We start from the raw sequence: 23,140 nt of genomic DNA on the forward strand, positions 1-23,140 counted from the left end.
GCATTCGCCCTTCGGCCAGGTGCTGAAGGCGATCCGCGAGAACGAGCCGCGCGCGGTGTCGCTCGGCTACCGCACCGACCGCTACAAGCTGGTCGCCTTCGTGCTGTCGGCCTCGCTGGCAGGGCTTGCCGGCGGGACCAAGGCTTTGGTGTTCCAGCTTGCCTCGCTGACCGACGTGACGTGGCAGATGTCGGGCGAGGTGGTGCTGATGACGCTCCTGGGCGGCATGGGCACCTTGTTCGGGCCGGTGGTGGGTGCGGGGCTGGTGGTGACGCTGGAAAGCTATCTCGCCTCCACCAGCCTGCCGGTGCCGGTGGTGATCGGCTGCATCTTCGTCGTCTGCGTGCTGCTCTTCCGCCGCGGCATCGTCGGCGAGATCGTCGCACGGAGTGCCCGCGGCAGGAAACCGTCATGATTCCGGGATGACTCCTGGGACGACCAAGGGCGATGGCCGCCAAGCCGCACTGTTATCGGAGAGTGTCATGACGAGCAGAGACATCCTGGCCCATCTGGTCGGCTTCAACACGGTCAGTTCGACGTCCAACCTGGCGCTGATCGACTGGGTCCGCGGCTACCTGGAGCGGCACGGCATCCGCTCCGAGGTGATCCGTGACGAAACCGGGACCAAGGCCCATCTGTGGGCGACCATCGGTCCCGACCGCGACGGTGGCATCGTGCTGTCCGGCCATACCGACGTGGTGCCGGTGGACGGCCAGCCCTGGACCAGCGATCCCTTCACCCTGACCGAACGCGGCGGCAGGCTCTACGGCCGCGGCACCGCCGACATGAAGGGTTTCATCGCGGTCGCGCTGAATGCCGTGGAACGCTTCAAGGCGGCGGCGCTCGACCGACCGGTGCATCTCGCCTTCTCCTACGATGAGGAGATCGGCTGCCTCGGTGTGCCGAGCCTGCTGGAGGCGATCAACCGGTTCGGTGTCCGGCCGGCCGCCTGCATCGTCGGCGAACCGACCATGATGAAGCTGGTGGTCGGACATAAGGGCATCCTGTGTGCACGCGGGCATGTTCGCGGTCTGGAGTGCCACAGCTCGATGGCCCCGCAGGGCGTCAATGCCGTCCAGTATGCCGCCAGGATCATCGATTTCGTCCGGCGGGAGACCGAGCGGCGATACAAGGAGGGGCCGTTCGACCACCGCTTCGCCCCGTCCTCGACCACGCTGCATGTCGGCACGGTGCAAGGCGGCACCGCCTTCAACATCGTGCCGCGGGATTGCGAGTTCGACCTGGAGATCCGCCATCTGCCGACCGATGATCCCCACCATATCCTGCAATCCGTCGAACGCTATTGCCGCGACGCGCTGGAGCCGGAGATGCGCGCTGTCGCTCCTGAAACCGGGATCGCGTTTTCCGTGTTCTGCGATACCCCCGGCCTCGTCGCCGACCCCGACTCCGACATCGCTGCGATGGTGCGGCGAATCACCGGCGACAACGACGGCGCCGTCGTCGCCTATACCACGGAGGCCGGACATTACAGCCGGGCGGGCTACCCGACCATTGTCTGCGGCCCAGGGTCGATGGAACAGGGCCACAAGCCTGACGAGTTCATCGAAGTGTCGCAGCTTGAAGCCGCAGACCGCTTTATGCAGGCGCTGGCCGGCATGCTCGGCCGGAAAGAGGTTCCGTCAGGTGACACGCCACGCTTGGGCTGATGACGCGTCGTTGCATGGATGGAACCCGGAACTGGAGAAAGCTCCACCTGGCGGTCGATCCCGATGCCGGCGGGATCCCCGCCTCGGAGCCGACGATCACGCAGGACGGCGATGCCTCGCTGGTCGGCCCGCTGTTCGACCAGATCAAGCGCCTGATCATCACCGGCCGCGTGTGGACTCCGCTCTCACACCGGATTGTGCGCCAAAGTCGGCCGCGACCGCTGTGGCGTGAGCCTGTCGGAAAATCGAAGCATGCTGCACGCCGGCCCAGTTCTCGTGACAATGCCGCCTCCGCCTATGCCGACCCGCGGCTCCGAGCGTCGCCGGCGAAGGCCAGGACCGCGATGATGACCAGCCCCTGGATGATCTCCTGGGTTCCTCCGGGCAGCCCGGCGATCTGCATGGTGGTGACGATCAGGACCAGCAGGACGGAGCCGAACAGGGTGCCGGCCGCGGTGGCGCTGCCGCCGAAGATCAGGGTACCGCCGAGCACGACCGCTCCCACCGACTGGAGAAGGAAGGGGCTGCCCATGTCGAGGAAGGCGCCCCCCGCCCGTGCCGACAGCAGCGTGCCGGTGAGGGCGGCGGCCCGCCGGTTCAGCTCACGTGACAATGCCCCAGATTCGAATGCCCGGCAATCCGCTCCAGTGAGGTCGATGCGGCAGGCATGGGTCACGGAGCATGCCAGTTCCGGTTTCCTCGAACAGTTTCCTTCGGTGCGACGACGCCAACAGTCTGCAGGTGGTCGAAAACAGCATCTGTGAAAGCCGCAGGCTGTTCGACACACGGCAAATGCCCTGCTCCGGTGATAACCTTTAGTTGAGAATTGGAGATGGCGCGTATGAGTTCCTCCGCTTGAGGCAGTGGAGTTGCCTGATCCTGCTCGCCCACGACCACCAGCGTCGGACAGGCAATCCGCGCACAATCGCCACGAAGATCGGCATCACGGATTGCCATGGCGCATCCGATATACCCGGCATCAGAGGTTCGTGAGACCATGTTCACATAGCCACGCACACGCTCAGTCTCGCTTTCCAGGAAAGCGGATGTGAACCAGCGGGGCATAACGCCGGCAGCAATGCTTGCCATGCCCCCGGCCCGAATGGCCTCGATGCGGCTTTGCCAAATCTCCGGCGGACCAATCACGCTCGCCGTATCGGCCAGCACCAGCGAGAGGATACGGTCCGGTGCCTTGACGGCCAGTCTTTGCGCCATCATTCCGCCGATGCTGAGACCACAGACATGAGCCTGCTCGATGCCAAGCGTATCCAGCAGGCACAGCGCATCGTCAGCCAGCATGTTCATGCTGTAAGCACCCGGGGTCGCATCGGTCAGTCCATGGCCCCTCATATCGTAGCGCAGTGTACGAATGCGACCGCCAAGGGCTTTCACCTGTTCGTCCCAGATGTGGAAGTTCGTGCCGATCGAATTGGCGAACAGAACCACCGGGGCATCCGATGGTCCAGTCAGCTCGTAATGAACTGTAATATCGCCTGCCGCGACAAATGCCATCTTTCTTCCTCCCAATACGTCGTCACGCCCGCTCGGCAAACAGAGCGGGCGTGACGGTCACCTACCGATCCTCACACCCGCTCGATCATCACCGCGATGCCCTGGCCGACGCCGATGCACATGGTGCAGAGCGCCGTCCGGCCGCCGGACCGTTCGAGCTGGTGGAGCGCGGTGGTCGCCAGACGGGCGCCGCTCATGCCGAGAGGATGGCCGAGCGCGATGCCGCCGCCGTTCGGATTCACATGGGCGGCATCGTCCGGCAGGCCAAGCTCGCGCAGGACGGCCAGCGCCTGGGCGGCGAAGGCTTCGTTCAGCTCGATCAGGTCGATGTCGGCGATGCGGCGGCCGAGACGTTCCAGCAGCTTGCGGGTGGCCGGGACCGGGCCGATGCCCATGACACGCGGCGGCACGCCGGCGGTGGCGCCGCCGAGGATGCGGGCGCGCGGGGTCAGGCCATGGCGCTTCACCGCCCCTTCGGAGGCCACCAGCAGGGCGGCGGCGCCGTCATTGACGCCCGAGGCGTTGCCGGCGGTCACCGTGCCGCCGGGGCGGACGATGGGCTTCAGCGCCGACAGCGCCTCTATGGTCGTGGCGCGGGGATGCTCGTCGGTCGCGACCACCGTCTCGCCCTTGCGGGTGCGGATGGTGACGGGGACGATCTCGCGGGCCAGGCTGCCGTCGGCGATGGCGCGGGCGGCGCGCTCCTGGCTGCGCAGCGCGAAGGCGTCCTGGTCGGCGCGGGCGATCTTCCAGTCGTCGGCGACGTTTTCTGCCGTCTCCGGCATCGAATCGGTGCCGTAGGCCGCCTTCATCGCCGGGTTGACGAAACGCCAGCCGATGGTGGTGTCGAAGATCTCGGCCTGCCGGGAGAAGGGGGCGTCGGACTTGCCCATGACGAAGGGGGCGCGGCTCATGCTCTCCACCCCGCCGGCGATCATCAGGTCGGCCTCGCCCGCCTTGATGGCGCGGGCGGCGGCGGCGAGCGCGTCGAGGCCGGAGCCGCAGAGCCGGTTCATCGTCGTGCCCGGCACCGCGTCGGGCAATCCGGCCAGCAGCGCCGCCATGCGGGCGACGTTGCGGTTGTCCTCGCCGGCCTGATTGGCGCAGCCATAGACGACGTCGTTCACCGCGGCCCAGTCGACCGAGGGGTTGCGCTGCATCAGGGCGCGGATCGGCACGGCGCCGAGATCGTCGGCGCGCACCGATGACAGGGATCCTGCATAGCGGCCGATGGGGGTGCGGATGGCGTCGCAGATGTAGGCGTCACGCATTGCTTTATCCTTCTCCGCCGCCGGCTTGCCCCTGGGAGATGCCATGAGCTGCGGCGGTGCGGGCGTGCAGGTCGCGCAGCGCCGCCAGGGTTCCGGCGTCCGGGATCTCGGTGGTCTTCAGGTCGGGCGAAATCTTCAGGTCCCAGCCGGTGGCCGCCTTCACCTGCTCCACCGTCACGCCGGGATGGATGCCGGTCAGGGTCAGCTCCCTGGTCACCGGATCGGGGGTGAGGATGCCGAGGTCGGTGATCACCGCGGTCGGCCCGGCGCCGGGGATGCCGGCCCTGGCCCGCGCATCCCCGCCGTCGAGATAGCCGGCCGAGGTGACGAAGGGCAGCTTGGCGACGAAAGCCTTGGGGCTCTGCTTGAGGACGATGAAGACCTCCTTGGCCTGGGAGGCGATCTCCGGCGCGCCGCCGGCACCGGGCAGCCGCACCTTGGGCGCGTCGTAGGAGCCGATGATTGTGGTGTTGATGTTGGCGAAGCGGTCGACCTGGGCGGCGCCGAGGAAGCCGACATCGATCCGCCCGCCCTGGAGCCAGTAGCGGAAGATCTCCGGCGTGCCGACCACGGTGTCGGCGGTCAGCGCGAGGTCACCGTCACCGATCGACAGCGGCAGCACCGTCGGCTTGGCGCCGATGGGGCCGGATTCATAGATCAGCACCACCTCGGGCGCATGGGTCAGCCGGGCGAGGTTGGCGGCGGTCGAGGGCAGGCCGATGCCGACGAAGCAGACGGTGCCGTCCTTCAGCAGGCGGCTGGCCGCCACCGTCATGATCTCGGTCGCGGTGAAATCGAGAGTTTCGGTGCTGCTCATCACGCGGCCTCCTTCATGCTTTCGGCCAGCACGCGGCGGAAGCCGGCGAAATCGTCGGTGTCCAGCACATGGCGCTGCATCCAGGCGCGGAAATCCTCACGTGAGCGGGCGATGGGGTCCCAGGCCTTGTAGAAGCGGTTGTCGCGCTCCGAATAGCCCTGCGCGTAGGACGGATAGGCGCCGCCGGGAACAGGGCAGACGGCCGACAGCGCCCAGTAGGGCAGCACGCAGGCGTTGGGCGGCGCCTCCAGGTCGTCGACGATCTCCTCCACCGTGACGATGGAGCGCTTGGCGGCCAGCACCGCCTCCTTCTGGACGCCGAGGATGCCCCAGAGCAGCACATTGCCGCGGCGGTCGGCCTTCTGGGCGTGGATCACCGTCACGTCCGGCCGGACCGACGGGATGGCGGCCAGCTTTTCGCCGGTGAAGGGGCACTCGATGAAGCGGATGTTCGGGTTGACCTTCGGCAGGTCGGAGCCGGTGTAGCCGCGCAGCAGGGCGAAGGGCAGGTTGGAGGCGCCGGCGACATAGGCGTTCGCCATGCCGGCGTGGCTGTGCTCCTCGATCTCCAGACGGTGCGGCCAGCTTTGCTCGACCGCATCGCGGAAGCGGTGGAGGGAGCCGACGCCGGGGTTGCCGCCCCAGGAGAAGATCAGCTTCGCGGCACAGCCCATGCCGATCAGCTGGTCGTAGATCAGGTCCGGCGTCATGCGCACCAGCGTCAGGTCGCGCCGGCCCTGCCGGATGATCTCATGCCCGGCGGCATGGGGGATGAGGTGGGTGAATCCTTCCAGGGCGACCGTGTCGCCATCGTGGATGAGGTCGCGAACCGCCTCGCGAAGAGACGACAAGTTCGCCATTGTTTCCTTCCTCTCTTGTTCAGGTTTGATGGAAACCGAGAAGACTTACCAGCCTGTCCGACGCAGATCAGTGCGCCGCAGACAAGGCCTCCCGCCCGACAGGCTCCTTACGGATGCGGATCAGCCCCACGGCCAGCGCTGCAACCAGCAGCGGGATGGCTATGGCAACGTAGTAGCCGGTGATCCCCCCGGTTTGGAGGAACCAGCCGCCGGCTGCCGAACCGATGATCGAGCCCACGCGCCCCATGCCGATCGCCCAGCCCGTGCCCGTGGCTCGCAAACTGGTCGGGTAAACGTTTGCAATCAGATAGTTGAGCGCGATCTGCTGGCCACCGACACCGAACCCGGTTGCCCCAACCAGCACGAACACCAATGTCCAATTGTTGCCGGCAGCGAAGGCCAGAGCCAGGCAGGTGGCAACGCCGCAGGCGAACATGGCGAGGAGAATGCCCCGAACATCAAGCCGCGCCAGGGTGATCGACAGCGGGATGGCGCAGGCGATGAAGACGCCATTGACCGTCACTGTCCCAAGAGCAGCCCGTTCGGTCGCCAGACCGGCGGAGATCAGCACGGTCGGCAGCCACAGAAGCAACATGTACCAGGCGATCCAATTGAAGAAATACGTCGTCCAGATGGCCAGTGTGCGCAGCCGCCATTCCGGCGCCAGCAGGGCTGACACCCGCGATTTTTCCAGGCGCGCCGGAACGAGAAAGCTGATGCTGGGTGCAGGCCGCTCACCGGTCGTCCTCTCCAGTAGCCGCTGGATTTGGTCACGGTTCCGCTCCTGATCCTGGGCCACCAGGAAGTGCGGCGATTCCGGGAGAAGAAGTCCGGCCACCACCAGAAGAACCAGGGGGGCCGCTCCGCCGGCGAAGAAGATGCCTTCCCAACCGATTGCCGGCAGCCAGGAGGAGGCCAACAGCCCACCCAGCATCGCCCCGGCCGGAAGACCCAGCAGAATGCCGGTCATCACGGTTCCGCGCCGGCGAACCGGGCTGTATTCGGCAACCAGCGACAGCAGAACCGGCGTCATTCCGCCCATGCCGAGACCGGCGAGGAAGCGCAGCACGACGACGTGCTCGGGAGTGGTGGCAAAGCCAGTGGCCAGTGAGCTGATGCCGAATAGAAACAGCGCGGAGAGAATGGCAGGCTTGCGGCCGAGACGATCACCGATCGGACCCAGCGTCATCGCTCCCACCATCATTCCGATGGTGCCGGCCATCAGAATGCCGGCCAACCCGCCTTTGGGGGCAAGCCCGAACGCTTTGGCAATCGACGGGCCGGTGTAGGCAATCGCCTGTGTATCGAACCCGTCCAACAGCGCGCAGAGAAAGCAGAGAAGATAAAGGCGCCATTGGAAGAAGCCGATCGGCGCCGCGTCGATGTAATCCTGTAGGTTCTTTTGCAACGATCTCGTTCCTCAACAAGAAAGGGACGACGTCCCGCACCGCTAAGGCCGGGACGTCGCTGTTGTGGTTGGCGGGAGCAGCAGCCCGGTCAGTCGATGCTGCTCGCGGCCGGCAGCGGGCCGGCGAAGGACGGGGAGGCAGCCGTCTGATGAGCTGGCTGCGGAGCCAACCTGCCTTTGACCACCATGAACAGCCCGGCCAGGATGACCGGGATACCGACGATGGCGAAGGCGGTCGGCAGGCCAAGGCCGCTGGACAGAACGGTGCCGCCGACCATGGAGCCGAGAACCGATCCGCTGCGCCCGACGGCGTTGGCCCAGGCCACGCCGGTTGCGCGGTTTGCTGTCGGGTAGAAGCCCGCCGCCAGCGCGTTCACGCCAACCTGCGCACCGGCCAGGCAGAAGCCGGCGCCGAACACGGCGGTGGCAAGCAGGGCAGGGGAGGTGGTGGCGCTGCCGATCAGCGCGATGAACAGGGCGGCAGTCGCGTACGCGATGCCCAGAACCTTGTGAGGGTCGACACGATCCATCGATGCGCCGATCACAAGAGCCCCGACTGTACCGCCGAACTGCAGCATCATGGTCATCAGCGAAGCATCCTTCAGGGTCATGCCTGCGCTGCTGATCACCGTCGGCAGCCAGCTCGACAGCAGGTAGAAGACGAGCAGACTCATGAAGAAGGTCAGCCACAGCAGCAGCGTGCCGGCGACCAGCCCTGGCTGGAACAGCTGCCCCACCGGCGAGCCTGCCGGCCTGTGCACGCCGATGAACCGCGCGCCGGCCAGCTCCGCCTCCGGAGCGATCCGCTTCAGGATTGCTGCCATCCGCTCTGCCGGGGCGTTCTGCAGAACGAGAAAGCGCACCGATTCAGGCAGGGTCAACAGCAGGACCGGCACCAGCAGCAACGGCACGATGCCGCCGAGCAGCAGAACCGACGACCAGCCGTAGCCGGCCACCAGCTGTGCCGCCGCCAGCCCGCCCAGCGCCGAGCCGAGCGTGAAGCCGCAGAACATCAAGGTGGTCAGGAAAGACCGCCGCTTGTCCGGGCAAAACTCTGACGTCAAGGTGATGGCGTTGGGCATCGCTCCGCCCAGCCCCATGCCGGTCAGGAAGCGAAGCACCGTCAGTTCGGTGATGTTCGTCGCCCAGGCGGACGCCAAGCTGGTCAACCCGAAGAACAGGACGGTGAGGATCAGCGCGCGCTTGCGCCCGATCTTGTCGGCCAGAGGCCCAAAGATGAACGCCCCGATCATCAGCCCGAACAAGCCGGCACCGAACAGTGGCGCCAGTTGGGCCGGCGCCAGCTGCCATTCGGCGCGCAGCGCCGGAGCGATGAAGCCGATCGCCGCCGTGTCGAAGCCGTCGATGGCGACGATCAGGAAACAAAGGCCGATCAACGTGACCTGGAATGCGGAAACCTTGTGGGCATTGATGAAGTCCTGGACGTCGATGACGCGTGGTGTCGATGACACGGGCGTTCCTCCCTGTTGACGTGATGGACGGGAAAAGGCTGCGGCGTTGCGCAGTGGACCCACCCGCATGCTCCCGCGGAGCAGGGCAACGCTTTAGGGTTGATGGGCCGGGATGCCGACGGTTCGGCCGACGCCCACTTGGCAGTGGGCGCCCCTCACGTCATTTGGCGATGGGTTTGTCTTCCGCTCTCGGCGGTCAGCCGAGGGTGTTCAGCCGATGCTGCCACCGGCAACGAAGCAGGTTTGGCCGGTGATGTACGATGCGTCGTTTGACGCGTAGAAGCAGATCGCAGCGGCGATTTCCTCTTGGGTGCCCATCCGTCCCATCATCGTGTCGCGCATGACCTGGTCGTAGGTTTCACGTTGCCAGATCGTCTCCTGTTCGCTCATCGGCTTTGGATTGCGTGGGATGGCACGCTGTCCATTGTCGACGGCCCCCGGGGAGACCGCGTTGACGCGGATCCCCTTGTCCGCCAGTTCCATCGCCATACAGGTGGTCATGGCATGCACCCCGCCCTTCGCAGCGGAGTAGGGGACACGGTGGATTCCGCGGGTGGCGTTGCTGCCGACATTGACGATGCTGCCGCGGCCTTGCGCGATCATCACTGGGACCACCGCCCGGCAAGACCAGAGGGTCGGCCAGAGTGACCGGTTTATTTCCTTCACCATCTCCTCCTCCTGGTATTCCCAGAAGGGCTTCATCCAGATGGTGCCGCCGACATTGTGGACGGAGATGTCGATGCGCCCAAAAGCTTCAACCGCAGCATCGACCATCGCTTGTGCGCCGGCATAGGTCTCCAGATCGGCGGTGAGCGCCAGCGCCGGGGCGCCCTGGCCCAACAACTCCTCCGCCACCTGATGCACCAATTCGGAACGGTCGACCAGCAGCAGCCTGGCTCCTTCACCTGCCGCCCGTGCGGCAACCGCTCGCCCGATGCCCTGAGCGGCACCGGTGACAATCATCACCTGATTATCGAAGCGTCCGCTCATGGTCATCGGCCATTCCCTTCGCTGGCGGCGAATTTCTCATAATGGAAGCTTGCCGGGGTCAGGCCGCAGTCGCGGAAATGGGTGCGCACGGCCTCAACCATCGGCGGCGGACCACAGAGGTAAACGTCGACATTCCCGCCGTTCAGATGCTCCGGCCGAAGATGGTGGGTGACGTATCCCTTCAACGGATGGCTGCTGCCCTGGTCGGCCACGCAGGTGGTGAAGGTAAAGCCTGGGATTCGCTCTGCAAATCTCTGCAGCGCCTCGACCTCAACGAGATCGTGGTCCAGGGTGACACCGTAGATGAGGTGAACCGGGTGCGAATTGCTGCCTTCCACCGCAGCGATGCGGTCCAGCATCGACAGGAAGGGCGCCAACCCTGTCCCACCGGCCAACATCAGTACCGGCCGTCGGACCTCGCGCAAATAGAAGCTGCCGAGCGGTCCGGTCAGGGTCAGACGGTCGCCCGGCTTGGCCCTGCCTGTCAGGTAGCCGCTCATCAGCCCGCCCGGCACGTTGCGGATCAGGAAGGTCGCAAGCTCTGCCCCTGGCGGCGAACTGAAGGAGTAGGAGCGCGTCTGTCCCGTGCCCGGCACCTCGATGTTGACGTACTGTCCGGGCAGGAAGGCCAGGCGCGCGGCATTGTCCAAGGCCAGGGACAGTCCGATGCTGCTGTCCGACAGGCGGGTGACGGACACCACCTCGGCCGAGACGTTCATCGCCTTTGTTTTGCAGATGTCCGACGATGCGGCGATGCGCAGGACGATGTCGGATGCCGGACGCATCTGACAGGTCAGACAGTAGCCCTCCTCCGCCTCCGCGTCTGTCAGGGCATCCTCGATGTAGGAGCCGCCGTCATAGCGCCCGGCCTCGCAAAAGCTCTTGCAGGTGCCGCAGGCGCCGTCGCGGCAGTCGAGCGGGATGTTGATGCCTTGCCGATAAGCGGCATCCGCGACCGTTTCACCGAGGTTGGCATCGATGAAGCGGGTCAGCCCGTCCTCAAAGGTCAGCGCGATGTGAAAGCTCATGAGTCGTCTCCCTGGCTTTGAGACGCACAGAAGGGCGTCGGGCCAGTTGTCGCCCGTCCGGGATGATCGATCCCGCCCGGCCGATCAGATGTGGTAGATGTCGATGGCGTGGTGGATGTAGTCGTTTTTCAGAACCACCGTCTTCTCTTTGATCAGTGGTGTCTCACCCGAAACATCCAGCGTGTAGAAGGACGTGCCGAAATAGGTGTCGGTCGCCTTGTAACGGAAGCTCAGCGTGAACCAGTTGAAGCGCAGCTTGCAGACACCGTCACGCTGCTCGATGACTTCGAGGTTGCTGATATTGTGCGAGGTGCGCGGTTCCGGCAGACTGGTGGCGCTCGACCGTTCCGTCTTGATGCGGAACACGCGATCCTCAAGGCCGCCGCGGTTGCCATAATAGATCAGGGAGATCTCGCGCTGCGGGTCGGTGGTCAGCGCGCCGTCATCATCCCAGGCGGGCATCCAGAACACAGCGTCCGGTGCGTAAAGCTGCACCCAGTCGTCCCATTGTTTTTCATCGAGCAGGCGGGCCTCACGGTGGAGGAAGGCCTGCAGAGTCTCAGGAGTGATGGTCATGCGTTCCCCCGTCAAGCCAGCGTCTTCAGGCCGGACGATGCCTCTTCCACCGCCACGGCGCGGCGCATGGTGTCGAGCCAGTGCTGGTGCTGGACGACGAACAGCCCCTCGTCTTCGGTGCGCAGGCCGCTCATCAGCGGCTGCAGGTCGATGGCCTTGGCCGCCTCGTCGGCACCCTCCACCCAATGGGCCGCTCCGCGTGACAGGTCGTTCCAGGGGGCGGCACTGCCGAGATAGCCGGTCTGGCAGGAGCGGAACTCCTCAAGGTCGTCCGGAGTGGCCATGCCGCTGGCGTTGAAGAAATCCTCATACTGGCGGATGCGGCGGGCGCGGGCCTCCGCACTCTCGTTCTTCGGCGCGATGCAGTAGATCGTGACCTCAGTCTTGTCGACAGACAGCGGTCGATAGGTGCGGATCTGCGAGCTGAACTGGTCCATCAAGTAGACGTTGGGGTAGAGGCACAGATTGCGCGAATTGCCGATCATCCAGTCGGTCCGCGCGGCCCCGTACTGTGCCGCCAGCTCGTCCCGGCGCTCATAGAGCGGGCGGTCTTCGGGATTGGCCCAGCGGCTCCACAGCAGCAGATGACCATTCTCGAAGGAATAGAAGCCGCCGCCCTGCTTGGCCCAGCTTCCGGCGTCCATCGCCCGCACGCTGTCGCCGGCGGCGGCCGTCTTGCGGTGGTTGGTGGTTGCCGCATAGTTCCAGTGCACGGCGCTGACGTGATAGCCGTCGGCTCCATTCTCGGTCTGGAGTTTCCAGTTGCCATCATAAATGTAGGACGAGGAGCCGCGCAGCACCTCCAGCCCATCCGGCGACTGGTCGACGATCATGTCGATGATCTTGGCGGCCTCACCCAGATGCTCGGTGAGCGGTGCCACATCGGCGTTCAGGCTGCCGAACAGGAAGCCGCGGTAGGATGCGAAGCGGGCAACCTTTGTCAGGTTGTGCGATCCCTCCCGATTGAAGGCGTCAGGGTAGCCGGCGGACTCCGGGTCCTTGACCTTCAGCAGCTTACCGGAGTTGTTGAAAGTCCATCCGTGGAACGGACAGGTGTAAGTTGCCTTGTTGCCGCGCTTGTGCCGGCACAGCATCGCGCCACGGTGGCTGCAGGCGTTGATGAAGGCGTTGAGCTCGTTGTCCTTGTTGCGGGCGATGATGATCGGCTGCCGGCCGATGAAGGTGGTGAAGTAGTCGTTCTTGCCGGGGATTTGGCTTTCGTGGGCGAGGTAGATCCAGTTCCCCTCAAAGATGTGCGTCATCTCCAGTTCGAACAGCTCAGGGTCAGTGAAAATGTCGCGCCTGCACCGGTAAATGCCCTGCTCTTTGTCCTCAACGACAGCGCCGTCCAGCCGCGCCATGAGATTGGCAGTCATGATCTGGTCCTCCACAAGATGGCGGGAATGGGGCCGGGCATGGCCCCCCGGAAGATCAGGCGGCCGTGGCGCGCGGACGCTCAGGAAGCGTGTTCAACACGCCATCCAGTGCGGACGGGAGAACGAAGTCGAAGGTGATGGTGGCGAAGGGCCGGTTCACGCCCATGTCGTGGAGGGCGGTCGGGTCCGTGTGGTGCTCGACCTCGGGGATCAGGCCGTCGCGGGTGGCGAAGGCGAAGTCGTCATGGACGTAGGGATCGTCCTTGATGTTGATCTGCGTCGTCAGCGTCCGATAGCCGGGTGCCGACACGAAAAAATGAATGTGCGCCGGACGATGACCGTGGCGGCCCAGCAGGGTCAGGAGCTTTTGGGTCGGCCCGTTGGGCGGGCAGCTATAACCCGACGGCATGATGCTGCGGAAGCGGTAGCGCCCCTCGGCATCCGTGACGATGGTGCGGCGCAGGTTGAAGGCGCTCTGCGACTGGTCGAAGTAGGAATAGTTGCCACGGCTGTTGGCGTGCCAGACCTCGACCTGCGCACCGGCAACCGGATTGCCACGGGTGTCGAGGACGCGGCCATCCATGAACAGGATTTCGCCGTCGTCAGTGTCGTCGTCGAGCCGGGCTTCGCCCTGGCAGACGGGAGCACCGGCCACATAGAGCGGACCCTCGATGGTGCGCGGTGTGCCGCCGTCCATTCCGGCAGCACGCTCCTTCTCATCCTGGCGCAGGTCAAGGAAATGCTCGACGCCAAGACCGGGCACCAGCAGTCCGACTTCATTGGACTTCCCGAGCTCGGTGACATAGCTGCAGGCCGACCAGAATTCTTCGGGCGTGACGTCCATCTCGTCGATCAGCACGAAAAGGTCGAGCAGAATGCGGTCGACGATCGCCTTCACCCGCTCGTTGGCCGGACCGATCTGGGTGCCGGAGATGCGCTTCGCGAACTCTTGGATCTGGTTCTTGTTCATCGTTTTCTCCCTAAACCTTGGTTATGGGTGCCTCATCGGCGGGTAGGCGGCGACCGGTTCAGCGGTCATCGTCACGGATGGACGAGGGATGGCGGCACAAGGCGGTAACCGTCATCGCCATGTAGGGGAAAAGCGGCAGCGAGGTGAGCAGCGCGTGAAGTTCGTCCGCGCTTTCGACATCGAAGATGCTGACATTGGCGTAGCGGCCAGCGACACGCCAAAGGTGCCGCCACTTGCCCTCGTGCTGCATCTGTTGGGCGCGTTCGCGCTCGACCCGCTTCAACTCGTCTGCCACCTGTGGCGCCATGTCAGGCGGCAGGCGGACATCCATTTCGACTTGGAACAGCATGGTCTTGGCCTCGATCAAGGGGGGGTGTGCGAGTGTTACCGGCCGTCACGCCGGAAGAAGGCGATGCGGTCCTCGTCCAAGTCGATGCCGAGGCCCGGCTTGTTGGGGATCTGAAGGCTGAAATCGCCATAAGCCAGGGGCTCGGTCAGGATTTCCTCGGTCAGCAGCAGCGGACCGAACAGCTCCGTGCCCCAGGCGAGCTGCGGGAACGTGGTGAAGAGGTGAGCGGAGGCGATGGTGCCGATCCCCCCTTCCAGCATGGTGCCGCCGTAAAGCCCGATCCCCGCCGCATCCGCAATGGCGCCGACGCGGGCCGCAGCCTGAAGACCGCCGGACTGGGCAATCTTGACGGCAAACACATCGGCTGCCGCCTGAGATGCGATGGCGAACGCATCCTCTGGCCCGTGAAGACTCTCGTCGGCCATAATCGGCACGATGAAGCGCGCGGCCAGACGTGCGAGTGCCGAGCGATTGCTGCGCGCCACCGGCTGTTCGATCAGATCGACGCCTGCGTCCTCCAACATTGCAATTCCGCGCGACGCGGTGGCTTCATCCCAGGCTTGGTTGACGTCGACGCGCACGCTTGCTCTGTCGCCCAACGCGCGTTTGATTTCAGCAACATGCGCGACGTCGTCAACCACCGGGCGCTTGCCGATCTTCAGCTTGAAGATGTTGTGCCGCCGCGAAGACAGCATGCGTTCGGCTTCGTCGATATCCTTCGCCGTGTTGCCGCTGGCGAGCGTCCAGGCGACCGGCAGCGTGTCACGGTGGCGCCCGCCCAGCAGTTCGGAAACGGGGAGGCCGAGCCGCTTTCCCATGGCATCCAGGAGCGCCGTCTCGACCGCCGCCTTGGCAAAGTGGTTGCCAACAACGGCTCTGCCGACCTGCGCCATGGTTGCGGCAACGCGGGTGGGGTCGCTGGTTCGCAGCACCGGGGCTATATAAGTGTCAATCGCCAGCTTGATACCTTCGGGGCATTCTTCGCCGTAGCTCAATCCCCCGATCGTTGTGCCCTCACCGATGCCCACAACGCCGTCGGAACAGCGAAGCCGGACTACGACGATGGTCTGCCGGTGCATGGTGGCCATCGAGAGCACATGCGGCCGAATGGTCGGCACATCGACAATGAGGGTCTCGATGCCGTCAATTCTGGTCATCCTGCGGCTGTCCTCGGCAAAACTTTGTTGTGCCATCACGCTATCTGTTGCCATGCACATTGTGAAAGACCGAGTTGGTCTGGTTTGATACCCTCCAGGTATGGTATGGCGCGGCGGCCTTATCTCCCCGGCCGCCGTACTCAATGAGGGAGAGGCTCGTTCATGGAACTTCGGCATCTCCGCTACTTCATGGCAGTCGTGAACGAGCGGAACTTCACGCGTGCGGCAGAGCGCCTGAACATGGCGCAGCCGCCGTTGAGCCGACAGATACAGCAATTGGAAGAGGAGCTTGGCCTTCAACTCATCGAACGGGACAGCCGTCCCCTGCGTCTGACGGAGCCAGGGCGCTTGATCTATGAACAGGCGGTCCACGTGCTGGAGCGCGTCGATGAAATCAAGGCGTTGGCTCGCCGCCTGCGCCACGCCGAGCATAGCCGCTTCACCATCGGCTTCGTGGCGTCCACACTCTATGGCTGGCTGCCAGAGATGATCCGCCGTTACCGCTCGATCCGTCCGAATGTGGAAGTCTCGTTGGTGGAGTTGACAACGGTCGAGCAGGTCGCGGCGCTAAAAGAGGGTCGCATCGACGTCGGCTTCGGCCGCATTCCGCTGGAGGACACCGCCATCACGCGGACTCTGCTCCGCTACGAAGCCATCATTGCCGCCATTCCGTCAGGGCACCGACTGCTGGAGCAGGAGCGCCCGCTCCGTCTTGATGAATTGACAGCCGGAACGCTCGTTGTTTACCCCAAATCGCCGCGACCGAGCTTTGCCGATCAGGTGCTCGCGCTCTATCGCTCCCGAGGGTTGAAGCCAGACACCATTCTGGAAGTGCGGGATGTGCAGACGGCACTGGGTTTGGTGGCAGCCGATGTTGGATTTAGCCTGGTGACCGCATCTGTGCAGCATCTGCGCCGGGACAAAGTCGAGTATCGCCAACTTGAAGAATCACATGCGGTCTCGCCGCTTTTCATGAGCTTCCGGTGTAACGACACCTCTCCAGAAATTGCAATAATGCTTGACGCAATCCGGCATGTTTATCGTAGCAACTTCGTTAACAACGAACTCGATGCCTGAGAGTTTGTCCGTAGCAGGGGATTCTCGTCCAGCGGGGTCTGTTCAGCGTTTTCGACGGGCCAGAGATCGGGTAAAACGCGGCGCTTTTCGTCGGCTTGGATGACAGGCTGATGGGGTCCGAGAAGAACCCGTTCAAGGGTCGGCGGTTCACGGCCGGGGTCATCTTGTGGGCGGTGCGCTGGTCCCTGCAGTTCCCGATCAGCTACCGCGACCGGGAACGGATGCTGGCCGACCGCGGCGTGGCGGTCGATCACACGACGCTCTTCCGCCGGATTCAAGTCTACGCCCCGGAGTTGGACAAGCGTCTGCGCCCGCATCTGCGCACGACGACCGGCTCCTGGCGGGTCGATGAGACGTACGTCAAGGTGAAGGATCGGTGGGTGTACCTGTACCGCGCCGCCGATGCACGTGTGGGCAGACCATCGATTTCCTGCTCAGCGCCAAGCGCGATGCCGCGGCCGCCCTGCGCTTCGTCCGCAAGGCGCTGAAGCAAGCGCACACCGTGGAACCCGCGCACCCTCACCGTGGACAAGAACCCTGCTTACCCGAGTGCGACCAGGACGATGAAGGAGACCGGCGAACTGTGGCGCTTGCCCAAGCTGCGCCAAGTGAAATGCCTGAATAATATCGTTGAACAGGACCACCGGTGGATCAAACGGCGGTGCGGCCGGGGCTCGGGTTCAAAAGCTTCCACACCGCACGTTGGACGATCGCCGGCTACGAGATCCTGGCCATGGTGCGCAAAGGGCAGGTCGCCGCCATTCGGGCCAACGACATGCCGGCCGACCTGTTCGGGATCGCCATCCGACAGTGCTGATGCCGCGGTTCTCCGCGACCAACGTCAGACTTTGCAACAGAACCAGTTCACCAGCGATGCCTTTTTGCGCAGGTGGGGAATATCAGGAATATATTCCGCAACTCAAAGAAATTAAATTTTTATTATTACATATAATATAGAGTAAATGCAATTTTGTAGCAATTTTAAAGTTGCATCAAATAAGAAAATTGCTTACCTAAAGATGCTTCTCTTCGGTAAGAGAGCGAAAAAATCACTATCTAATCATTAGATTCATAACCTAAGGGGGAAATTTATGTCAGTTCGTCACAAGCTTGGCCTGATGGCTATCGCGGCCGTGATGACCGTCGGTGCCGCCAGCATCGCCCATGCCACCCCCGAGGTTCGCATCACCATGCAGAATCTCGGCACCACCACGATGAACTGGACCTCTGGCGGGGGGCCGAACGGGACGGCGATCGTGGCGCTTCCGTCGTCCGTCACCGCCTCGGCGGCCCCGACGGCGCGTTACTCGGTTCCGCTCAACACCCCGGCCAACGGCGTCTTCACCTACACGGCGACGGGTGGGCACTCCTGTGGGTACAGCTACTCCCGCAGCGGATCTTGCGTCCTCACGTCCGAAACTGCGGTGCTGCAGAGCGCCGGCTCTGTCTGCGCCGTTGTGAGCCACGGCGTGTCGGGCAGCGGGAGCAGCTGCATCAACTCGATCACGTACTCGCTCAAGTGATCGGTGGAACGGCCCCGGCGGCATTCGAATGCCGCCGGGGCCGTTCCGGTTCGAGTGCCGAAGAAACGACCAGAGCTATTGTAGGGCAGGGGTTCGATGATGAAGGCAGTTCAACGGTTGATCGTTTCAATCGGCCTGTGCGTGGTTGGCTGCGGCGCGGCGGATGTGGGGGCGCAGGTAAATCCACACGCGAACCTGTCTCCATCCGCGATCGACGACCAGATTTCGAAATGGGTGGAGGCGCATCCAGAGCTCGTCCTCAAATCCATAAATGCATATATGGCGAGTCAGCAGCCCAATCTGCTCAGCTTTCTGGCAAGCGCGGACGTGCTGATCGACAGCACTCTGCCGGGGGTCGGCGCAAAAGCCGAACAGGCGGATCTGACCATCGTCGAATTCTCCGACTTCAATTGCCACTATTGCAAGGAAGCCGAGAACGCCGTTCGCGCGAAGATTCAAGAACACAAGACGATCCGGGTCATCTACCGGGATCTCGGCTTCCTCCACCCATCGAGCGAGCTTGCCGCGTTGGCGGCCAAGGCGGCCGATCGGCAGGGCAAGTATCATGAGTATCGCGCCGCGGTCTTCGCCGGACAGAAGCAGACGGGCTTCACCGAGGATGATCTCAGGTCATTCGCGAAACAGGTCGGTCTGGATATTCCGAGATGGGAGGCCGACCGAATCTCGGAGCCGCTCAAGGCCGGATTGAAGGCGGACATGGACTTGATCGCCAAATTGAAGATTGGTGGCACTCCCTTCTTCTTCGGTTGGGTTCCATCGACGAAGTACGGGCTGATATCGCAAGGCGCCGTCACCGATGAAACCCTTGAAGCCATCATACAAGACTTGAGGAATGGAAAGGCGTCGTGACACGCAATGAACGATAAATATCTGGCCTTGCCGGCTTAAAAATAGTTAGAAATCTAATCTTGAATACGATAACGGGAATTTATGGCTCCGATTAACAATCCTTAAGGATCTCTGCCGCTATGATGCGATGAAAGATTCCAGGATGTCTTTTGCCCAACCTCCAGCCCATGCATGAGGAGAATGTGATGAGTGGAATATCCAACGCCTACGCATCGACCCCTCGGCTTGAGCGCGGCGGCAGCTTCGCCTCGAATCCGGAACTCAGCCGTGGCTTGTCCAAGCTGTACAGTGACCTGCGCGCGGACACCGAAAAGAACGGCGGCAGCATCCGTGGCGGCTTCGAGAAGGGCTTCACAAGCGCGGACGGCCTAGTGACCGTCACCTTGAGCACGGAGAGCCTGGCGGCCTACAAGGGGGATCCCAAGGATATCGGCATCCATCTGAACGTGCTGACGCGCTCGGGCAAGGGGGCGGACGCCGCGACCTCGCAGGGGAGCGCGATGAGTGACCCCATCCGCAGCGTCGACGACATCGCCGCCCATGAAACCTCCATGCAGCAGGAGCTGGGGCCAACGGAAACCCTCGATCCCAGCAGCATCAAGCCGCTGCCGCAACCGCCGGAGAATGCAGAGGAGAAGGCCGCGCGCCTTGCGGGCGAGGCCAGCCAGGCCGGGGTGAAGCCGCAGCAGGCCAAGTCCGGCGTTTCCGGGAGCGGCACGCGTCTCGACCGCATGAAGGCCCAAAGCGATGAAGGCGCGCGTCTGGCCGAGCAGTTGAAGAAGGGCCTTGGGGACGCCAACGCGCAGCATGCCGACAGCGTGGCGGAGATGGCCAAGCGGCCGGCGGAGGAGCAGGCGGCCTCGGCATTCTACAAGCGCGTCGATCTGAAGACCTGACACCGGATCCTCCGCCGGACGGTTACGCCAAGGGCGCTCCGGCGGCATTGAAAACGGGGGCTTCCGCCTTCTGCCGGACGCGGCGCCTGAAGGAGCCGTCAGCGCTTGCGGTTCTGCCAGGACCAGGCCGCGGCCAGCACGGGCACCGACAGCGCCGCCCAGGACAGGGCGTCCACCAGCCCGTCGTCCAGCAAGGCGGTGACCAGCCCGGCCGCGGTGACGAGCGCGATTGCGGCGGGAATGCCGAAGATCGCCAGCAGGGGAAGGGGGTGCGCGGCTTAATTCCGCAGCCTCTTCCATGGTGGTGCGAAAGCCGGGGGTGTCGGCGTGGTCCTGCGCGGTGCGGCGGCGGGCGAATCAGAGATAGAGGCCGCTGTCGAGGATGACGATGATCGGCAGGGCACCGCCTCCGTCACGCTCGGGGCCATGGCTGGTGAGTTCGGTTTTGTCTATCGGGCCGGCCATCGCCGCCAGCCCGGTCTGACCGCTCAGTGGCCGAGGGCCTGGCCGGGCGAAAGGCGGTGGCCGGCCGGAAAACCGTGGATCCTCGCGCGCCAGGCGATGAGGAAGCCGATTGCCAGTAACAGGGCCATGGCCCATGGGAACGCGGACACTCCCCACGCATCGAGCAGAACGCCGCCGAGAAGACCGCCGCCGGCGATCGCAGCGTTCCAGGCGACGACGTTCATCGACAATGCGATGTCCGCTCCGTCAGCGGCGGCATCGGCCAAGGCCGTCTGAAGAAGTGTGCCGGCACCGCCGAAGGTGACGCCCCAGGTCGCCACCGCGACCAGGAGGACCGACGGAACCACCGCCCAGACCCCTAGCACCAGCGAGGTGAGGCCGAACGCCAGCAAGCTGAGGAGCACGGTCCGGCGGAGAGCCCGATCGACGGATTTTCCGGCGACCCATATGCCGACCAGCGCGGCGACGCCGAAAACCAGAAGCACCAAATCGACATGGTCGGCGAGATTTGCCACGGCAACGAAGGGGGAGATGTAGGTGTAGAGAAGATTGTGGGCCAGCATCCATGCGATGACCACGCAGAGAACCGGCCGAACGCCGGGGGTCTTGAAGACCTGCGGCAACGGACTGCGTTCGCCTTTGGCCTGCCCGGCATAATCCGGGACCTTTGCGAGAACCCAGGCGATCAAGCTCAGCGTCAGCAACGACATGATGCCGAAGGCCCAGCGCCAGCCGACCGAGGTTCCGAGCCACGTTCCGAGCGGAACACCGAGGGAAAGTGCGATCGGCGTCCCGACCATTGCAATCGCCACAGCCTTGCCCTGCTGGCTCAAGGCAACCATCCGGCGTGCGTAGCCTGCCAGCAGGCTCCAGGCCAAGCCGGCAGAGACGCCGGCAAAGAACCGGGCGGCCAGCGTCAGCCAATAGGCGGTGGAAATCGCCGTGATCGAGTTGAAGATCAGGAACCCGACGATGGTCAGCAAGAGAACAGTGCGTCGCCGCCAGCCGCTCGTGGCAAGCGTCAGGGGAATGGCGGCCAGGACGGAGCCCATGGCATAGGCCGTTACGGTCTGCCCTGCCAGCGATGACGACACGGCCAGTCCGTCGCTGATCTGTGGCAACAGTCCGGCCGGCAGGGTTTCGGTCACGATGCAGAGGAAGCCGGTCATCGCGAGAGCCAGCAGCCCTGCCAGCGGCAACCGGTCCGTCTCCTCATGCGTCGTTATCGTGGTCGTCGATGCCATCGAACCCTCGCTTATATATGGATCGTTCGGTCCATATATCGGGGGCGGGCGTCCCTTGGCAAGCACTTGTGGATCGGTTAGTATAGAAATGGCTGCAGGGAGGGGACATGGCGCGAACCGGACGCCCGAGGGAGTTTGACCGCGACGAGGCGCTCGATGCCGCTTTGTCCCTGTTCTGGGCGCAAGGGTACGAGCCGACCTCGCTTGCGCAACTCAAGGCCTGCATGGGGGACATTTCTTCCGCGAGCTTCTATGCCGCCTTCGGATCGAAGGAAGCGCTGTTCCGCGAAGTCGTCGGGCGATACCAGTCCACGTATGGTCAGGTGACGGCCTGCCTGACGGATGGCAGCCTGCCGCCGCGACAGGCGATTGAGCGTGCGCTGAGGCGCTCCGCCGAGATGCAGACCAACCAGGAGCATCCGCCGGGTTGCCTCATGATCCTCGGAGCGAACAACTGCGCGCCTGAGAACCGGCATATCGACGGCGTCCTGGCGGCCGATCGGATGAAGAACCGGCAGGGGATCAGGGATTGTATCGCCCGTGCCGTCGCCTCCGGAGAGCTGTCGCCTTCGACCGACGCCGATGCGCTGGCGACCGTGTTTCACACATTTCTCATGGGCATTGCCTTCGAGGCGAGGGACCGCACCGAGCCCGCGAAACTCAGCGCCTCCATCGATTCTCTCATGGAACTGTGGGACCGGCACCGCGCATGACGGGCCGGCCACGCTGCGACGGAGCGACCATCCGGCTCCCTCCACGTCCGTCGGGCGGCACCGAAGCCGGCAGATGACCAGCTCGGGCATGCCCGCCTGCCGCAAGGGCGCCCGATCACAACCGGCCGCCGGTGGACCCCGCTCTCACGCAGGATTGTGCGCCAAAATCAATGGAACCCCGTCAGGCTCCCGCATCCCGCCGCTTGTAGAGGAGTTCCAGGCAGTCCAGATTCTCGTGCAGCTGGCGAAACAGATCGCCGGGCTCGCTGGTCGCCTTGCGCTGACCGTCCGTCCGCAAAAGGCCATGCACCGCCAGATCCGCCAGAATCCCGGCGACCTCCCTGGCCGTCTTGCGCCCGCCATCGTGAAACCACCAGGTCGTCCAGCTGCACATGCCGATCAGCGCGAAAGCGGCGACGCGGGGGTCCACCGGACGGAACACGCCCTGCTGGATCCCTCGTGCGATCTGCGTCGTGAAATGGTCGAGCACGGCCCGTTTGGAGCGCTCGTGCACCGCGCGCAGGTCGGGGGGCAGTTCCACCTCGGTCCGATCGACGACCCGGAACTGAAGGGCGTGCGAGAGGAGAAGCTCGACATGGCCGCTCACCATGGAGCGCAGCACCTCGACCGGATCGTCGTCGGTCCGGGCTGAGAGCATGGCGGATTGCCGATCGCTGACGACGGTGACCTCCTCCACCAGCGAAGCCAGCACCTCTTCCTTGCTTTTGAAATAATAGTACAGCGCCGTGCGTCCGACACTCAGCGCGTCGGCGATATCCTGGAAGCTGGTGCCGGCAAAGCCGCGTTCGGCGAACAGCTTTGCCGCCGCGTCGAGCACGCTCTGGCGCAGCAACGCCTTCCGGCCGGTTTCCGCTTTGGCCGATGTTCTGCCCACCCCG

General features: G+C 64.2%; 24 protein-coding genes and 2 pseudogenes. 10 read left to right on the plus strand and 16 right to left on the minus strand.

The window, feature by feature from the left end:
* The 3 genes and pseudogenes from GBZ48_RS25885 to GBZ48_RS25895 all read left to right on the plus strand — a co-directional run.
* Positions 1-415: branched-chain amino acid ABC transporter permease (locus GBZ48_RS25885; RefSeq protein ID WP_174473653.1), on the plus strand; the 415-nt coding region annotated here is incomplete at its 5' end.
* Positions 416-482: 67 nt separating this feature from the next.
* Entirely contained in the window at positions 483-1,667 is a 1,185-nt protein-coding gene (gene argE, locus GBZ48_RS25890) for an acetylornithine deacetylase (protein WP_209798451.1), read from the plus strand.
* A gap of 26 nt (positions 1,668-1,693) precedes the next feature.
* Positions 1,694-1,813, plus strand: a pseudogene (locus GBZ48_RS25895) (IS5/IS1182 family transposase); the annotation flags it as partial.
* 149 nt (positions 1,814-1,962) lie between these two features.
* On the opposite strand, the gene GBZ48_RS25900 reads toward GBZ48_RS25895, so the two are convergent.
* The 14 genes from GBZ48_RS25900 to GBZ48_RS25965 all read right to left on the minus strand — a co-directional run bounded on the left by GBZ48_RS25900 (position 1,963) and on the right by GBZ48_RS25965 (position 15,453).
* Entirely contained in the window at positions 1,963-2,343 is a 381-nt protein-coding gene (locus GBZ48_RS25900; protein WP_246307461.1) for an ABC transporter permease, read from the minus strand.
* Complete coding sequence (gene pcaD, locus GBZ48_RS25905; protein ID WP_174473655.1) at positions 2,340-3,179, minus strand: 3-oxoadipate enol-lactonase; 840 nt, start codon at positions 3,177-3,179, stop codon at positions 2,340-2,342. The genes GBZ48_RS25900 and pcaD overlap by 4 nt, the downstream gene beginning before the upstream one ends.
* A 71-nt stretch (positions 3,180-3,250) precedes the next feature.
* A complete protein-coding gene (pcaF, locus tag GBZ48_RS25910) occupies positions 3,251-4,450 on the minus strand; it encodes a 3-oxoadipyl-CoA thiolase (RefSeq protein WP_174473656.1) in 1,200 nt (399 codons plus the stop codon).
* Between the two features lie 4 nt (positions 4,451-4,454).
* Positions 4,455-5,267, minus strand: coding sequence for a CoA-transferase subunit beta (locus tag GBZ48_RS25915; protein WP_174473657.1), 813 nt, complete (start codon positions 5,265-5,267; stop codon positions 4,455-4,457).
* Positions 5,267-6,127 (minus strand): CoA transferase subunit A, encoded by an 861-nt coding sequence (locus GBZ48_RS25920; RefSeq protein WP_174473658.1) that lies wholly within the window; start codon positions 6,125-6,127, stop codon positions 5,267-5,269. The genes GBZ48_RS25915 and GBZ48_RS25920 overlap by 1 nt, the downstream gene beginning before the upstream one ends.
* A gap of 67 nt (positions 6,128-6,194) precedes the next feature.
* Positions 6,195-7,535: an MFS transporter gene (locus GBZ48_RS25925; protein ID WP_174473659.1), complete on the minus strand. Its 1,341-nt coding sequence runs from the start codon at positions 7,533-7,535 to the stop codon at positions 6,195-6,197.
* 89 nt (positions 7,536-7,624) lie between these two features.
* On the minus strand, positions 7,625-9,007 hold the full coding sequence (locus GBZ48_RS25930) for an MFS transporter (RefSeq protein WP_343049668.1): 1,383 nt from the start codon (positions 9,005-9,007) through the stop codon (positions 7,625-7,627).
* Between the two features lie 210 nt (positions 9,008-9,217).
* Entirely contained in the window at positions 9,218-10,003 is a 786-nt protein-coding gene (locus tag GBZ48_RS25935; protein WP_209798450.1) for a 1,6-dihydroxycyclohexa-2,4-diene-1-carboxylate dehydrogenase, read from the minus strand.
* Positions 10,000-11,025 carry a benzoate 1,2-dioxygenase electron transfer component BenC gene (gene benC, locus GBZ48_RS25940; RefSeq protein ID WP_174473661.1) on the minus strand — a complete coding sequence of 342 codons (1,026 nt, stop codon included), beginning with the start codon at positions 11,023-11,025 and terminating at the stop codon, positions 10,000-10,002. Before benC ends, GBZ48_RS25935 begins: the two co-directional genes overlap by 4 nt.
* 84 nt (positions 11,026-11,109) lie before the next feature.
* A complete protein-coding gene (gene benB, locus GBZ48_RS25945) occupies positions 11,110-11,601 on the minus strand; it encodes a benzoate 1,2-dioxygenase small subunit (protein ID WP_174473662.1) in 492 nt (163 codons plus the stop codon).
* A gap of 11 nt (positions 11,602-11,612) precedes the next feature.
* Complete coding sequence (gene benA / locus GBZ48_RS25950) at positions 11,613-12,977, minus strand: benzoate 1,2-dioxygenase large subunit (protein WP_209798449.1); 1,365 nt, start codon at positions 12,975-12,977, stop codon at positions 11,613-11,615.
* Positions 12,978-13,032: 55 nt separating this feature from the next.
* Positions 13,033-13,947, minus strand: a complete 915-nt coding sequence (catA, locus tag GBZ48_RS25955) for a catechol 1,2-dioxygenase (protein WP_174473663.1) — start codon at positions 13,945-13,947, stop codon at positions 13,033-13,035.
* Between the two features lie 58 nt (positions 13,948-14,005).
* Complete coding sequence (gene catC, locus GBZ48_RS25960; RefSeq protein WP_425486013.1) at positions 14,006-14,314, minus strand: muconolactone Delta-isomerase; 309 nt, start codon at positions 14,312-14,314, stop codon at positions 14,006-14,008.
* Between the two features lie 17 nt (positions 14,315-14,331).
* Entirely contained in the window at positions 14,332-15,453 is a 1,122-nt protein-coding gene (locus GBZ48_RS25965) for a muconate/chloromuconate family cycloisomerase (protein ID WP_174473664.1), read from the minus strand.
* A gap of 162 nt (positions 15,454-15,615) precedes the next feature.
* On the opposite strand from GBZ48_RS25965, the gene GBZ48_RS25970 reads away from it, so the two are divergent.
* The 6 genes and pseudogenes from GBZ48_RS25970 (at position 15,616) to GBZ48_RS25990 (ending at position 19,819) form a co-directional block, all read left to right on the plus strand.
* Positions 15,616-16,530: a LysR family transcriptional regulator gene (locus GBZ48_RS25970; RefSeq protein WP_174473665.1), complete on the plus strand. Its 915-nt coding sequence runs from the start codon at positions 15,616-15,618 to the stop codon at positions 16,528-16,530.
* Positions 16,531-16,751: 221 nt separating this feature from the next.
* Positions 16,752-17,150, plus strand: a pseudogene (locus tag GBZ48_RS36975) (DDE-type integrase/transposase/recombinase); the annotation flags it as partial.
* 26 nt (positions 17,151-17,176) lie between these two features.
* Positions 17,177-17,347, plus strand: a complete 171-nt coding sequence (locus GBZ48_RS36980; protein WP_343049674.1) for a hypothetical protein — start codon at positions 17,177-17,179, stop codon at positions 17,345-17,347.
* A gap of 301 nt (positions 17,348-17,648) precedes the next feature.
* Complete coding sequence (locus GBZ48_RS25980) at positions 17,649-18,053, plus strand: hypothetical protein (protein WP_174473666.1); 405 nt, start codon at positions 17,649-17,651, stop codon at positions 18,051-18,053.
* Between the two features lie 96 nt (positions 18,054-18,149).
* Positions 18,150-18,923 carry a DsbA family protein gene (locus tag GBZ48_RS25985; protein WP_174473667.1) on the plus strand — a complete coding sequence of 258 codons (774 nt, stop codon included), beginning with the start codon at positions 18,150-18,152 and terminating at the stop codon, positions 18,921-18,923.
* A gap of 149 nt (positions 18,924-19,072) precedes the next feature.
* Positions 19,073-19,819, plus strand: a complete 747-nt coding sequence (locus GBZ48_RS25990; RefSeq protein ID WP_174473668.1) for a hypothetical protein — start codon at positions 19,073-19,075, stop codon at positions 19,817-19,819.
* A gap of 488 nt (positions 19,820-20,307) precedes the next feature.
* On the opposite strand, the gene GBZ48_RS25995 is transcribed toward GBZ48_RS25990, so the two are convergent.
* Positions 20,308-21,528 carry an MFS transporter gene (locus tag GBZ48_RS25995; RefSeq protein ID WP_174473669.1) on the minus strand — a complete coding sequence of 407 codons (1,221 nt, stop codon included), beginning with the start codon at positions 21,526-21,528 and terminating at the stop codon, positions 20,308-20,310.
* Between the two features lie 107 nt (positions 21,529-21,635).
* On the opposite strand from GBZ48_RS25995, the gene GBZ48_RS26000 reads away from it, so the two are divergent.
* Positions 21,636-22,241, plus strand: coding sequence for a TetR/AcrR family transcriptional regulator (locus tag GBZ48_RS26000; protein ID WP_174473670.1), 606 nt, complete (start codon positions 21,636-21,638; stop codon positions 22,239-22,241).
* A gap of 181 nt (positions 22,242-22,422) precedes the next feature.
* Here GBZ48_RS26000 and GBZ48_RS26005 read toward each other — a convergent pair whose 3' ends face one another.
* Positions 22,423-23,094 carry a TetR/AcrR family transcriptional regulator gene (locus GBZ48_RS26005; RefSeq protein ID WP_174473671.1) on the minus strand — a complete coding sequence of 224 codons (672 nt, stop codon included), beginning with the start codon at positions 23,092-23,094 and terminating at the stop codon, positions 22,423-22,425.
* Between the last annotated feature and the right edge of the window lie 46 nt (positions 23,095-23,140).

Origin of the sequence: Azospirillum melinis (assembly GCF_013340935.1) — a bacterium.
GTDB classification, from domain to species: Bacteria; Pseudomonadota; Alphaproteobacteria; order Azospirillales; family Azospirillaceae; genus Azospirillum; species Azospirillum melinis.